The sequence below is a fragment of the Nocardia sp. NPDC059229 genome (genome assembly GCF_042754165.1).
GTDB lineage: Bacteria > Actinomycetota > Actinomycetes > Mycobacteriales > Mycobacteriaceae > Nocardia.
In genome coordinates this window covers 171,445-184,772 of the sequence record NZ_JBHZAK010000009.1, presented here as the reverse complement: position 1 = coordinate 184,772, position 13,328 = coordinate 171,445, and the positions used below count along the sequence as shown (strand labels likewise).

The window sequence follows — 13,328 nt, the reverse complement described above, 5'->3', positions numbered from 1 at the left end:
TGCGGAAATATCCTGGAGCACAATGAAATTGGGCGTGGCTCGGCTCGCCCTGCGGTCAAGGCAGCAGGCCGAGCGCAGGTGGGTCTATGCGGACGTCCTCAACTTGTGCAGCGCTGGAATCGGCGGGAATTTATGTCCTGGCGGCCGGCCGGCTGCAGGTCCGGGTTGTTTGTGCGGGGCGGGGTGAGATACGCGAGCGGTTTGTGGCGGTGGGGCGGTTGATAATCCGGTGGCAGGCCCCTTCTTTGATCGCCGAACAGGAATCGTATTCATGAGCCTCGAATTCCTTTGGTGCATACCGAATCAGGTCACCGCGGGTCACCGTGGCGATACCGTCAGCGATGATCACAACAGTTTGGGCCACCGGGAAACCGCGAATCCGCATCGGGAAACCGCGGTCGGACAGCAGCGGTTGCTGGATCTGGCCGCTCGGGGTGAGGTGCTCGACGACAACCTCTACACCACACCCGGCCGGTTCGGCGGCGGCGGAGCGGGTACCACGTGGCTGGTCGGCTCACCCGAGGATGTCGCCAAATCGCTGCGCAAATACCGTGATCTCGGCATCACGCACTTCGTGCTCTCCGATACCCCGTATCTGCCCGAGATCGAACGTCAGGGCAATCAGCTGTTGCCGCTGTTGGGGGAATAGAACGCACAGGTGGAGGAGGAGATCTTCGCCCGCATCGCCGCCGAGGTGCGCCGGCGCACCACCATCGGGGGCACACCGGATCTCCACTCTCGCACTGGCCGATCGGGTGGCCGTGCTGGACGGTGGCCGGGTCGCCGAACTCGGCACTCTGCACGATCTGCAGACCTCCGGAGAGTTGTTCCACACTCTGTTCACCGCGCCGGACCCGGTGAGTATCGCCGCCGATCTGAGCGCGGTGACCGACACCGTGCCCACCGCCGGACTGTGGACGGGAACCGAGACCGACGGTGACGAGTCGCGTGCGCTGGACCAGATGGCCAGAGCGTTCGCCCGGCGCGCCGCCGGCTCGCCGGGGGCGATGGGCGGTCACCTGGGCGGGGGCATGATGTCGAGCGCCCCGCCGAGCGGCGACGTGCGCGCCCTGATCGGCCGGTTGCCCGCAGCGACCGGTGAACCCGATGTGCCCGAGCATTTTTCGCACACACCGGACCCGGACTTCGATTTGGCGCGGCTGCTGCGGCCGTTCGCGTTGCCGCTGCTGGCCGGACTGGGGCTGGTCGCCCTGGACGCCCTGGCGCAGATCCTGATTCCGTTCCTGGTGCGCTACGGCATCGACCACGGCGTGCTGGCCGGAGCCCGCGACGTGCTGCTGCTCGCCGCCGCGTCCGCGCTGGTCGTGGTGGTTGTGGACTGGGCGATCACCGTCGCCCAGGTCCGCGTGACCGGACGGGCGGGGGAGCGGCTGCTCTACGGCCTGCGGGTGAAGGTCTTCGCCCAGCTGCAACGGCTGGGATTGCAGTTCTACGAGCGGGAACTGGCGGGCCGCATCATGACCCGGATGATCACCGACGTGGACGGGCTGTCGACTTTCCCACCGACGGGACTGGCGGTCGCGCTGACCAGCACGCTGACCATCAGCGGCGTGGTGGTGGCGCTGATCGTGATCGACGGCCGCCTGGCGCTGGTGGTGCTCGCGCTACTGCCGGTGCTGGTGATCGCGACGGTCGCGTTCCGCCGGGCGTCGGTGCCCGCCTACAACCTGGCGCGCGAGCAGGTCAGCGCCGCGAACGCCTACCTGCAGGAGAACGTCGACACCATCGCGGTGACCCAGGCATACCGCCGCGAGGCGATCAATCAGCGCGAATTCGAGCGCCGCTCATGGGGTTACCGCGATGCGCGACTGCGCAGTCAGACGCTGATGGCGCTGTTCTTCCCGTTCATCGAGATCATGTCGGTGATCGCCACGGCCGCCGTGCTCGCGGTCGGGGTGCACCAGGTGCGCGAGAGTGCGCTCACCGCAGGGACATTGATCGCGTTCCTGCTCTACATCGATCTGCTGTTCGCCCCCATCCAGCAGTTGTCGCAGGTTTTCGACAGCTACCAGCAGGCGGTCGTCGGCATCGAGCGCCTCGGTGTGCTGATGCGCGAATCCGTCTCCACCCCGGACGCGCCGGATGCCCGTCCGGTCGAGCGGCTGGCGGGCGAGATCGAGTTCCGCGGTGTCGGTTTCGCCTACCGGGGGGCCGATCGCCGAGTGCTGTCCGGCATCGATCTGCGAATCGCGCCCGGCCAGCAGGTCGCCGTGGTCGGCGAAACCGGAGCCGGCAAATCCACCCTGGTGAAATTGCTTGCGCGCCTGTATGACACGACCGACGGAGCCGTGCTCGTCGACGGCGTCGACATCCGCCGCTACCGGTTGCGCGACTACCGCAAACGGCTGGGCGTGGTGCCGCAGGAACCGTTCCTGTTCGGCGACACGGTGCATGCCACCATCGCCTACGGAAAACCCGATGCCACACCCGCCGACATCGAATGGGCGGCACGCGCGGTCGGCGCCCACGAGATGATCGCCGCTCTCGAACACGGTTACCGGCAGCCGATCGGCGCGCACCGCGCTGCCCTGTCCGCCGGTCAGCGCCAACTGCTGGCGCTGGCCCGCGCTCAACTGGTGGAGCCCGACGTACTCATCCTCGACGAGGCCACCGCTTCCCTGGACCTGGCGACCGACGCCCGCGTCCGCGCGGCCGTCGAGGTCCTCACCGCGGGCCGCACCACCATCGTCGTGGCCCACCGCCTGGCCACCGCCGCCGATGCCGATCTGATCATCGTGATGGGCGACGGCCGTCTGCTGCAAACCGGCCGCCACGCCGACCTTCTCGAGATCGACGGCCCCTACCGCCGGTTGTGGTCGGCGTATGTCGGCGACGAAGCCCCCGCGGACCACTTCGCTGCCGAATCCTCGTGAGTACGCGTTACCGCGAATTGCGGTTTCCTCACAGACCAGCCGGGACCGGTCCCACCCGTAGTGCCGTGTTCGCGACTGAACGGCTATCTCCGAGTTGCCGACGCTGTTGCGCGGCTGATCAGCTCGTGGATGAATCGCATCTTGTCCAGTGCCGCCGGGGCCAGGACGAAGGGATAGAGGTCGGGGTGGCCCATCGATCGGTTGACCTGGTTGAGGGCCCATGACAGTGGCAGCCAGTGCTCGATGAGGCGATCGAAACCGGTGTTGGCGGGTAGCCGCACTTCTGATCGGGTGCTGGCCGGGGTCACCGCGAATGCTGCTGCGGTGTCGAGGGTTTCACGGATATGGAGGTAGTGGGCGAAGGTCTCGGCCCAATCCTCGACGGGATGCATTGCGGCATACGCGGACACGAACCGATCCGGCCAGTCCGGTGGCGGGCCGATCCGATAGTTCCGGTCCAGTGCGGCCGCATAGTCCTCGTCGGGGTCGCCGAACAGTGCTTCGAATCTCGGCTCCCGCAGGCCGTCGCCCACCAGGACCTGCTGGTAGTGGTGGCCGAGCTCATGGCGGAAGTGGCCCACGAGTGTCCGGTATGGCTCGTCCATCGATACGCGGAGTCGTTCGCGGTGCACATCGTCGCTTTCGGCGAGGTCCAGCGTGATCAGCCCGCTGTGGTGGCCGGTCGTCACCTCCTCACCCGCGCTGGACAACAGATCGAAAGCCAGGCCGTGGTCGGGATCCTCGTCTCGCCCGACGATCGGCAACCCGAGTTCGTACAGCTCGAAGATCACCCGCCGCTTGCTCGTCTCGGCTTCGGCGAATTGGGCCAGCGCCGGGGAGTTGTTGTCCGCGGGCCGGGTTCGGGTCAACCGGCACGAACGGCACAATTCACCGCCGGCCCCGGTTGCCGCCGGGACCAGCCAATTGCACCGGGCGCACTGTAGATTGCCGCATGTCCGCCAGCGCTGACCGTCGACAGTGGTCGTCCCGCGCGTATCGAGGACGAGCAGGGTGCGACTGGGCAGGTGAAACCCCAGCGCCCCGCCGCACCTCAGGCAGACCGAATTCTCGAACGACAATCGCTGTCCGCACCGACCGCACGTGAAGTCTCGCAAGGGATTCCCTCCCGTCGTACTTCCCGCGATTCGGGGGTACCCGCGCCCAGGATCCAAACGCGATGTGGTATCGAGATGGCGGGCTGATCCAGAGGCGAGAAGCTATCCCTCGGTCGAATCATTCTCGGCCGAAACGCTTTTGCGCAGGATGCGGAAATCCCGCTGCAGGTCGCTGAGCGATACCGCACACACCCGGCCGCCGCCGATAGGTCGAACCTCCGCGTACGGAATCGGGTTGTGTCGCACCGCTGTGACCTGAATGGAAGCACCGAGCGCGGTGTCGTGGATGGGGACCAGACGCGTTCCTTTTGCGATTTCCACGGTTCTCGACCTCCGGGTGTATGCCGCGATCTGTTTCGTATTCGCGTACCCGCCTCGGCGTCGGTCAAACGGCACCAGGTCGTCTCCACGCCCTCGGCGCCCCTGCTCGAGCGGTGAGGGTCATGGGGGAACCGCAGCCTGGCCAGGCGCGATGCACTGGCCAGGTGCGCAGTCGTCAGTTGATGGAGAAGCTGCCCGCCATCGGCGGCGTGCCGGCCGCTCCGGCCGCCACCGTGCCGATCGGATCGCCCGAGCAGTCGATGCTGGCGTAGAAGGTGGCGTCCTGGTCGGTCGAGTTCGTCACGGTGGTCGTGTCGAGGTCGGTGAGCAGGATCCGGACACAACCGGACGGGTTCACGAGAACCCTGCCGTTCGAGACCAGGGTGCCGGTCGACGCGCCCGCGGTCGCGGGCACCAGCACCGCCACCATCCCGGCTACCGCGGCAGCGCCGAGTACTCCAGCAATACGCAACTTCATTGGATCCTCCGTGGTGAATCTGCACCCGATCGCTCGGGCACCGTAACCCTGGCAAAGTACACCGGCCGAAGGCGCCGCCATGTATCCAGGAAAATACAACCGTGTTTCGGCGTGCGACCGGACCGCCGCCCGCGAATGCCCCACCAGTGCAGACGATTACCCTGGCGCCGGGCTTTTCGCTTACTCCCCGATCGAGCGAGTCGCGGCGGCTGTCGGACAACCGATCCAGACCGGCCATCCGGGTTTCGTCTTCACGCCGATCACGTACTGGCCCGGGCGGTTGGGACCGGTCATCGACCCGTACCAAGCGTGAGAATGGCCCGAACTGGTGCTGCTGTCGGCTCCCGGGCATATGCAAGACGAGTCGCGGCGCCCGGTACTCGAGATGGTGCTGCGGGCGCTCGAGACCTTCGGGCCCGAGAGGGGCCTCATCTACTATGACTACATCAGCGCGCGACTGCCTGAGGCAGCCCGTATCGAGCTGGAGGCCATCATGTCGATTTCGGTCGAGAACTACCAGTGGGAGAGCGAATTCGCCCGGCGCCACCAGGCGATCGGTCATGCGGAAGGCGTGGCCGAAGGCCGGGCAGAGGGGGAGGCTTCGGCTATTCTCACGGTTCTGGCCGCTCGGGGGATCGAAGTTGACGGGGCCGCCCGTGAGCGGATTCTGGCATGCGCTGACCTGGAGCGGCTGTCCGATTGGCTGACCCGGGCTGTCACGGTGGCCGCGGTCGCCGAGCTGTTCGATTAGCCGTAGCGCCGGCTCGCTCCTGCGGATCGGGCCATGGTCGCCCACGTCGAAGCCAACATCGCTGCCGCTGAAATCGCCTTCACTGCAGCGGAATTCGACGCCCTGGCCGACACCGACCGAGTCGGCTACCGCGCGCCGCAGTGAGCGATGGTGCACCCGATTTGGCATGACGGTGGGTGGACGCGCTAATGTTCTCTCAGCCGGAGCGGGGGAGACCCCGAGCCGGACAGTCGCCTCGAGCGACGAGCTACGGTTCTATAGCTCAGCGGGAGAGCACTCGCTTCACACGCGAGGGGTCGCTGGTTCGATCCCAGCTAGAACCACCATGAAGCCGCAGGTCAGAGACCTGCGGCTTCTTTCGTTCTATGGCAGCAATTCGGAAACGGTGCCGTTGAGGTGCAAAAGAGGCGCGAGTCAAAGGCTGGTACGACGCCTACGGCGGCCTCTACAGCAGCGCCTTCAACACGTACGTCGGGCTCGAAGCCGCGGCTCGACAGCTGACCACCTACAACGATCAGCACGTCCCCGGAGTTTGTGCAGCACATCAGCGGTAGCCACTGGTTGCCTCCCCATATGTTCGAGTGCACTCGAATATCGGTCCGTCAGATGTGGCACGCATGCCGCGAATGTGTGCGCGAGGCGGGACTCGGCCCCCTCTGCGTGGCATCCGTGCCGGTCCGCCCGTGAAACCCGGGGCTTGTCCGGTAAAGGCCGCGATGGTGTCGTGGTCTACGCGGGAGGACGGGTTGACGTGCTCGCCGTGAGAGGTCGTTGAGAGGGAGTGTTGGTGGAGGATCTGGCGCGGGGCGTGCGGCATCGGGCGGAGCTGACGCAGGAGTTGCTGGGCTACTTCGGGTCGATGGCCGAGATCGAATTGGCGCCGGAGGACGACATTTTCGCGCTCGGACTGGTGAATTCACTGCGGGCGCTGGAGATTGTCGTGCACGTGGAGAGCACCTACGGGATCTCGGTCGATGTCGATGATCTCGAGCTCGACAACTTTCGGAGTGCCGCGCGTGCGGCGGCCTTCGTTGTCCGCAAGCAGGGCGGGGACAGCCACTCGTGATCGAAGTGGACGACCTCGTGCAGGCTGCGGCCCGCGATGCGGCACGGTGGGATCGGGACGGTCTGCCCGACGAGATGATCGAGCTTGCGGCTCGGAATGGGCTGCTGGGAGCGGATCGGCCCGCGTGCTTCGGTGGTGCGGAGCTCGATGCGCGGGAGCTCGGGCGATTGGCCGCGACGCTCGGGCACGCGTGCACCAGCCTGCGTTCGCTGGTGACCGTGCACGGCATGGTGGCCGCCGCGGTGGATCGATGGGGTACGGCCGCGCAGCGCGAGGCGTGGCTGCCCCGGCTCACCGGCGGTGAGGTCATCGCCGCGCTGGCGGCGACCGAAGCCGGCGCCGGCACCGAGTTGTCCGCTGTCGCTACGGCTTTCGAGCCCGAGGGCACGGATATCCTGGTGTCCGGTACCAAGCTGTGGGTGACCTTCGGTCAGCGTGCGGATGTCTACCTCGTGCTCGGTCGAGCGCCGGGCGGACTGTGTGCCGCACTGGTGGATCGGGACCGGCCCGGGGTCGGTGTGGAACCTGCCGAGAGCGGTCTCGGGTTGCGCGGCGCGCGGCTGGCGACCGTCCGGTTCGACCGCGTGCGCATACCCGCCACCCAGCTGATCGCACCACCGGGGTTCGGTCTGTCCCATGTCCTCGGCACCGCATTGGATCACGGCCGCTACACCGTCGCCTGGGGTGGTGTCGGGCTGGCCCGCGCCTGCCTCGGCGATGCGGCCGCCCATGCGGCCACCCGCGTCCAGGGCGGCGCCGCGCTGGCCGAACATCAGCTGATCCGCGCCACGCTCGGCCGCTGCTGGGCGGATGTGGAAGGTGCGCAAGCCCTCTGCGAACGCGCGGCCGATGCGCGGATCACGGGATCGCCCCAGGCGCTGATCTTCACGATTGCCGCCAAATATGCCGCCGCCGGTGTCGCGGCGGCGGTCAGCGAACGGGCCGTGCAGGTACTCGGCGCGGCGGGCTGCGCACCGGACAGCCGGATCGGCCGCTTCTATCGCGACGCCAAAGTCATGCAGATCATCGAGGGAGCACAGGAGGTCGCCGAGGTGGCCATGGGCGAGCACGTCATGCGGGGTGCGCGATCATGAACGAACGCGTGCTACTGGGTCCGGCCGCGACCTGGTTCCCGGACCGGACCGCCGCGGTCGCCACACTGGCGGAGTTGGCCGATCTGCCCACGAACCGCCGGGAGCACGCGCTGGCTCTGGGCATCGACACGGTGCGCACCGCCGACGGCATGACCGAGGTCGATCTCGCCGCCGAGGCGGCGCGCGCGGCGCTGGACGAGGCAGGTCTCGCGGCCGCCGAGCTGGACGCGCTGATTCTGGTCACCGGCCGCGCGCCGCAGTACCTGCTCGCTTCGGAAGCGACCCGGCTGCAACACCGGATCGGCGCGGCCCGCGCCTTCACCACGGCGGCCGGGGACCTCGGCTGCGTATCGGTCTCCGCCGCACTGACTCTCGCCGCGAGCCTGGTTCGCGCGGATGCCCACTGCCGCAATGTCCTGGTGGTCACAGCCGCCAGGACGCCCACCCGGAATCGCTACCGCGCCCCCATGACATTGCTCGGTGACGGTGCGGCCGCACTGCTGGTCACCACCTCCGGCCCCGGCCGCTGGGAGTTCGTCGACCAGATCGTGCGCAGTGAAGGCAAATACGCGGACCTGTTCCGCATCGACTACCGCGATATCGGCTCCGACGACTGGGCCGAGGTGTGCGCGGACGAGTCCACCTACTCGTTCCGGCTCGCGGTCGAGAGCAAGAAGCGATTCGACGCCATTATTCCGGAACTGCTGCGACGCAATGGCATTCGAGACACGGAGGTGGGACCGATCCTCATGCAGAACCTGTCGGCCGGCGCCTTCGCCTTCTGGGAGGAGGCCCTGGATCGCCCGGTCGACAAGGTCTGCCGGACCAATCTCGGGGCCTACGGCCACCTGGGCTCGATGGACATGCTGATCAATCTGGAGGCTGCCGCGGCCACCCGTGCACCCGGTGAATACGCGCTGCTGTTGAACAGCAGCCCGGTCGCCGCGTGGAGCGCCGCCCTGCTACGGAGGGCGTAATGGCGGCGACAGTGAAATGCCTGGTCTGGGATCTCGACGATACGGTGTGGCCCGGCGTTGTGCTGGAGTCGGACGGCGGTACGCCGAAACCGGAAGCGCTGCATGCAATCCGGACACTGGATGAACGCGGCATCCTGCACGCCGTCGCCAGTCGTGGCGAACCAGACGCTGCCACAGCACATTTGCGCAAGCACGGTATCGAGGACATGTTCTCGGCCTTCGAGATCAGCTGGGGTCCCAAGTCGGAGGCCATTCGCCGGATCGCCGAATCCCTCAATATCGGCAGGGACACGATCGCCTTTATCGACAATGATCCGGTCGAGCTGGCCGAGGTGGCCGCCGCATTCCCGGAGGTCCGATGCTATCCGGCCGACCGGATCGCCGAACTCCCGGACCTTCCCGAATTCATACCGGCCACAACGACATCCGAAGCACGGCAGCGCCGGTTGCTGTATCGCGCGGAGCGGGAGCGCAAGGCGTCCGAAGCCGAATTCGGCGGCTCGGACGCGGATTTCCTGGCCTCGCTGGATCTGGTCATGACCGTCGGCGAGGCGACCGAGGCGGATCTGGTTCGCGCTCACGAGCTGACCGAACGCACCCACCAGCTCAACACCACCGGCGTCACCTTCGACATGGACGAGCTGCGGGCATTGTGCGCGTCCCCGCGTCACGAGGTGCTCGTCGCTTCCCTGACCGACCGTTTCGGCGGCTACGGCACGATCGGGCTGGCGGTGACCGAACGGCGCGGCCCCGATGCGGTTCTGCTCCTGCTGCTCATGTCCTGTCGTGTCATGTCCCGCGGCGTCGGCACGACTCTCATCGCCGAGGTGGTGCGCCGTGCCCACGCGGCCGGTTTGCGGCCCGCGGCGGAATTCGTTGCCACACCACGGAATCGGGTCATGCTCGTGACTTTGCGCTTCGCCGGGTTCGAAGTGGCCGATAAGGACGGCGATCGCATCCTGCTCGTGTGCACCGTGCCCGCCGAAAACGTCGGCGGCACCGGCCATGTCGAGGTGGTTCGATGAGCGTGGATCTGCTCGACGGCCTGATGTGCCAGTTCGAGCGGGTGCCCGATCGTCTCGCGGTCGTGGTCGGGGATCGGTCGCTCACCTACCGCGAACTGGACACCGCGACAATGGCTCTCGCACGCCGCCTGCTCGTGGCCGGGGTGCGGCCCGGGCAGACGGTCGTCGTCTACCAGCGGCAGAACCTGGACACCGTGATCGGCATGATCGCGGCCCTGCGCGCCGCCGCGGCCTGGTGCGTCATCGAACCCGGCCATGGCGGCGAGTCGTCGCTCGGCGCGGTACTGGAGGCGCTGGACTGTGCCGCGGTGATCATCGATGGCCGGGATCCGCTCACTCCGGGCGAGGCGGCGACGGCGCTGGCGGACGCGACGAATGGTCCAGCGGTGATCGACATCGCGGCGCGGGTGGATCCCCCCGAGATCCCGCTGCCCGGCCCGCCGCCGCGGCTCGCGCCGGCCTATGCCATCACCACCTCCGGCTCCACCGGTGTCCCGAAGGCGGTGGTCGTGTCGCGCGCCAACCTCGCCACGCAGATCGGGTCGCGGGACAATGCGCACATCGACGGTGCGCTGGTCACCTTCTCGGCCCTGCGGCTGATCTGGGACGGTTCCCTGCTGGGTGTGGTCTGGCCGCTCGCGGTCGGCGGCACCAGCGTGTTTCCCGATTACCGGATGGTGCGAGATGTCGACGCCGTCGCCGAACTCGCTCGCAGCCGGGGTGTTTCGCATTTCATCGCGACGCCGTCGTTCTATCGGCTGGCGCTGCCACGGCTGGCCGAGCTGCGGCCGACGCTGCGAACGGTGATCCTGGCGGGGGAGGCGGTCCCGCCGCGCCTGGTGGACGAGCACCGCGAAGTACTGCCCGCCGTGGCGCTGCACAACGAATACGGTCCCACCGAGGCGACGATCACCTGCATCGGCCCGTACGTCGCGGATACGCCGCGGCGGGTCGTCCCGATGGGAAAGCCGGCCGCGGGCACGACGGCTCACCTGCTGGACGACAAGCTGCGCCCCGTGCGCAGCGGCACTCGCGGCGACCTGTACCTCGGTGGCGGGCAGATCGCCGACGGTTATGCCGCCCGTCCCGGACTGACCGCGACTCGATTCGTGGCCGACCCCTTCGCCACCGAACCGGGTGCTCGCATGTACTTCACCGGCGACCTCGCCCTCGCGGACACGAACGACGACATCGAATTCCACGGCCGGGTCGACAATCAGGTGAAGGTCCGTGGCGTGCGGATCGAACGCGGCGCGGTGGAGGCGGTGCTTGAAGGCCATCCCGCCGTGCGTGAGGCGGTCGTGCTGCCCGTCGCCGATGTCGACGACTCGGTGTACCTGGCCGCCTTCTGGGTGCCGCTGGACACCGCGGCGACCCCGCCCGCATCGAGCGCGCTGGCCGGATTCTGCGCCGAACACCTCGTGTCGGAAGCGGTTCCGGCACGGTTCGTGACCGTCGATGCCCTTCCCATCACGCCGGGCAGCAGCAAGCTCGACGAGGCGGCGCTGCGCGCGCTGCTGACCGGTTCCACGGTCCGGCAGACAGTGTCGCGGGACGGCTGGACCGAGACCGAGCGTGCCCTCGGCGAGATCTGGTCGGAGGTGCTGCTGCACGACGAATTCGATCGCGCGGACCGCTTTCTCGACGTGGGCGGCAACTCCCATCGCGTGGTCGCTCTGCACATGCGCCTGCAGGCGCGCTGGCCGGGCGCCATCCCGGTGGGCCTGCTGTTCGATCTGGACACCGTGGCCGCGCAGGCGACCGCACTGCCCGCGGATCCGGTACAGCCCGCCGTACCGGCGGACGTTCCCCTGACATTCGAAGTGTGAAGGACATCGTGACCGCACCCGCACCACGCGACGGCGACATCGCCGTCATCGGCATCGGCGCGCGCTTCCCGGACGCGGCGAACCTCGACGAGTTCCGCGAGAACCTCGCCGCCGGAAGGGATTCGATCGGCCCCATGCCGGAGTCTCGTGCCGCCGCGACCGCCCTGGACCGCCGCGTCCGGTACCTGCCCATGGGGCACCTCACCGATATCCACACCTTCGACTACGCGTTCTTCGGCCTGTCCAAACGCGAAGCGGCCCTGATGGATCCGCAGCAGCGGATCGCCCTGGAGCTGGCGCACCGCGCCATCGAGGACGCCGGCTACGCACCCGCGACCCTGCGCGCGGCCACCACCGCGGTGGTGTTCAGCGCGCCCATGCCCAGCTATCACGCCATGGCGGTCGACCCGGGCCCCCTCGCCATGCTGGGCAATCTGCCCTTCGGCGTCCCCGCCCGCATCGCACACCTGCTCGGCTTCGACGGCCCCTGCTACGCCGTCGACAGCGGCTGCAACGCCTCCCTCATCGCCGTCCACCACGCCTGCCGCGAATTGCGCAGCGGCGACGCCGACTACGCGCTGGCCGGCGGAGTCAGCGTCCGCGCGCACGGCGCTCCGGCCTGGGCCGTGCAGACCATGACCGAGATCGCCTCACCGGGCAGCCGGGTCCGAGCCTTCGACGCCGACGCCGACGGCACAGTCCCCGGCGAAGGCGGCGCGGCGCTGCTGCTGACCACGCTCGAGCGTGCCCGCGCCGACCGTGCTCCGGTCTACGCGGTCATCCGGGGCAGCGCGGTCCTGCACAACGGCCATTCCGCCGCAACCATCAGCACCCCCAGCGCCGCCGCGCAGGCCCGGGTCATCGCGCGTGCCTGGCGCAAGGCCGGTGCCGATCCCCGTGATGCCGGATACCTCGAAGCCCACGGCTCCGCCACCCGGCTGGGCGACGCCGTCGAACTGGAGGGCCTGCGCACCGCGTTCGCCGAGCGCGCCACCGCCCTCCCGATCGGATCGGTGAAGACCAATATCGGCCACCTCGATCACGCCGCCGGTGTGGCCGGCCTGGTGAAGGCCGTCCTGTCGGTCGCCGACGGACAACTCTTCCCCTCTCTCCACTTCCACCGCCCCACTGGCGATCTCGACTTGGCCGCGGCCGGCCTCGAGGTGGTCGCGCAACCGAGACCGTGGCGGAGCGACGGCCCGCGCCTGGCGGGTGTCAGCTCCTACAGCCTCGGCGGCGCCAACGCTCACTGCGTCGTGCAGCAGGCCCCCGATGCGGTACCGCAGCCGGAAGCCGAACCGGCAGAGGCGAGTCGCGAGCCGGTGTCCCGGCTGATCGGGGTTTCGGCGCGGACGGCGACAGCGCTCGCGGACCTGTGCGGCTCGCTGGCGGGGCGTATGCGGGACGATTCGATCGATCTCGCGGATGTGGCGTTCACGCTCGGCCGGGGCCGTGCGCACTTCGGCCATCGCATCGCGGTATGTGCGAGCAGCGCAACGGAATTGGCCGATCTGCTCGAAACACGCGGCGCAGCCGTCGATTCGGACGGTCAGCAGCCGGTCGCGCCGCGAGTGGCGCTGTTGCTCTCGCCGGGTGCTCTGCCGACCGGGCACGGTGGCACCGCACTGCCGGAACAGCTGCCCGCGGACGGGGAGACGGCCGCAGTGCTCGCGGCACAGCTCGCGGCGCACGATCGATTGCGGGCCTGTGGGATTCAGTTCGCGGCCGTGCTCAGCGGGGGCGCGTCGAAGTTCGCGGCACGCTATCTGCTCGGATCG

Annotated in this window: 10 protein-coding genes, 1 tRNA gene and 1 pseudogene (1 of these 12 running past the window's edge); 10 read left to right on the top strand and 2 right to left on the bottom strand. The window is 68.4% G+C overall.

From position 1 onward, the window contains the following. Positions 1-394 precede the first annotated feature (394 nt). Together ACFXHE_RS21905 and ACFXHE_RS21900 are read left to right on the top strand one after the other, a co-directional pair. Positions 395-649: pseudogene (locus tag ACFXHE_RS21905) on the top strand (alkanesulfonate monooxygenase); the annotation flags it as partial. A 106-nt stretch (positions 650-755) separates the two neighbouring features. Beyond that, positions 756-2,894, top strand: a complete 2,139-nt coding sequence (locus tag ACFXHE_RS21900) for an ABC transporter ATP-binding protein (RefSeq protein WP_379385683.1) — start codon at positions 756-758, stop codon at positions 2,892-2,894. Between the two features lie 83 nt (positions 2,895-2,977). On the opposite strand, the gene ACFXHE_RS21895 is transcribed toward ACFXHE_RS21900, so the two are convergent. Both ACFXHE_RS21895 and ACFXHE_RS21890 read right to left on the bottom strand, forming a co-directional pair. Continuing rightward, positions 2,978-4,009 carry a putative zinc-binding metallopeptidase gene (locus tag ACFXHE_RS21895; RefSeq protein ID WP_379385681.1) on the bottom strand — a complete coding sequence of 344 codons (1,032 nt, stop codon included), beginning with the start codon at positions 4,007-4,009 and terminating at the stop codon, positions 2,978-2,980. 496 nt (positions 4,010-4,505) lie between these two features. Next, on the bottom strand, positions 4,506-4,808 hold the full coding sequence (locus ACFXHE_RS21890) for a hypothetical protein (protein ID WP_364623611.1): 303 nt from the start codon (positions 4,806-4,808) through the stop codon (positions 4,506-4,508). Positions 4,809-5,136: 328 nt separating this feature from the next. Between ACFXHE_RS21890 and ACFXHE_RS21885 the strand changes: the two genes are divergently transcribed. The 8 genes from ACFXHE_RS21885 to ACFXHE_RS21850 form a co-directional block, all read left to right on the top strand. Next, positions 5,137-5,559, top strand: a complete 423-nt coding sequence (locus ACFXHE_RS21885) for a hypothetical protein (protein ID WP_379385679.1) — start codon at positions 5,137-5,139, stop codon at positions 5,557-5,559. Between the two features lie 251 nt (positions 5,560-5,810). After that, positions 5,811-5,885 (top strand) — tRNA-Val (locus ACFXHE_RS21880). Between the two features lie 461 nt (positions 5,886-6,346). Beyond that, a complete protein-coding gene (locus ACFXHE_RS21875; protein ID WP_379385677.1) occupies positions 6,347-6,625 on the top strand; it encodes an acyl carrier protein in 279 nt (92 codons plus the stop codon). After that, positions 6,622-7,719, top strand: a complete 1,098-nt coding sequence (locus ACFXHE_RS21870; RefSeq protein ID WP_379385675.1) for an acyl-CoA dehydrogenase family protein — start codon at positions 6,622-6,624, stop codon at positions 7,717-7,719. The genes ACFXHE_RS21875 and ACFXHE_RS21870 overlap by 4 nt, the downstream gene beginning before the upstream one ends. Then, the gene (locus ACFXHE_RS21865; RefSeq protein WP_379385674.1) at positions 7,716-8,696 is read left to right on the top strand and encodes a 3-oxoacyl-ACP synthase; all 981 of its coding nucleotides are present in this window, start codon (positions 7,716-7,718) and stop codon (positions 8,694-8,696) included. The genes ACFXHE_RS21870 and ACFXHE_RS21865 overlap by 4 nt, the downstream gene beginning before the upstream one ends. After that, a complete protein-coding gene (locus tag ACFXHE_RS21860) occupies positions 8,696-9,721 on the top strand; it encodes an HAD-IIIC family phosphatase (protein WP_379385672.1) in 1,026 nt (341 codons plus the stop codon). Before ACFXHE_RS21865 ends, ACFXHE_RS21860 begins: the two co-directional genes overlap by 1 nt. Then, positions 9,718-11,550 carry an AMP-binding protein gene (locus ACFXHE_RS21855; RefSeq protein WP_379385670.1) on the top strand — a complete coding sequence of 611 codons (1,833 nt, stop codon included), beginning with the start codon at positions 9,718-9,720 and terminating at the stop codon, positions 11,548-11,550. The genes ACFXHE_RS21860 and ACFXHE_RS21855 overlap by 4 nt, the downstream gene beginning before the upstream one ends. Further along, a protein-coding gene (locus tag ACFXHE_RS21850) for a condensation domain-containing protein (RefSeq protein WP_379385668.1) crosses the window boundary here: on the top strand, positions 11,547-13,328 show its 5' end (the start). Its footprint extends 2,619 nt past the window's final position; 1,782 of the gene's 4,401 nt are visible here — the first part of the coding sequence; its start codon is at positions 11,547-11,549; its stop codon lies off the right edge, out of view. Before ACFXHE_RS21855 ends, ACFXHE_RS21850 begins: the two co-directional genes overlap by 4 nt.

Bases quoted from the DNA above. Each gene is read 5' to 3' on its own strand.
- ACFXHE_RS21890 (WP_364623611.1), bottom strand. From the start codon at position 4,808: ATGAAGTTGCGTATTGCTGGAGTACTCGGCGCTGCCGCGGTAGCCGGG.
- ACFXHE_RS21865 (WP_379385674.1), top strand. From the start codon at position 7,716: ATGAACGAACGCGTGCTACTGGGTCCGGCCGCGACCTGGTTCCCGGAC.
- ACFXHE_RS21860 (WP_379385672.1), top strand. From the start codon at position 8,696: ATGGCGGCGACAGTGAAATGCCTGGTCTGGGATCTCGACGATACGGTG.
- ACFXHE_RS21855 (WP_379385670.1), top strand. From the start codon at position 9,718: ATGAGCGTGGATCTGCTCGACGGCCTGATGTGCCAGTTCGAGCGGGTG.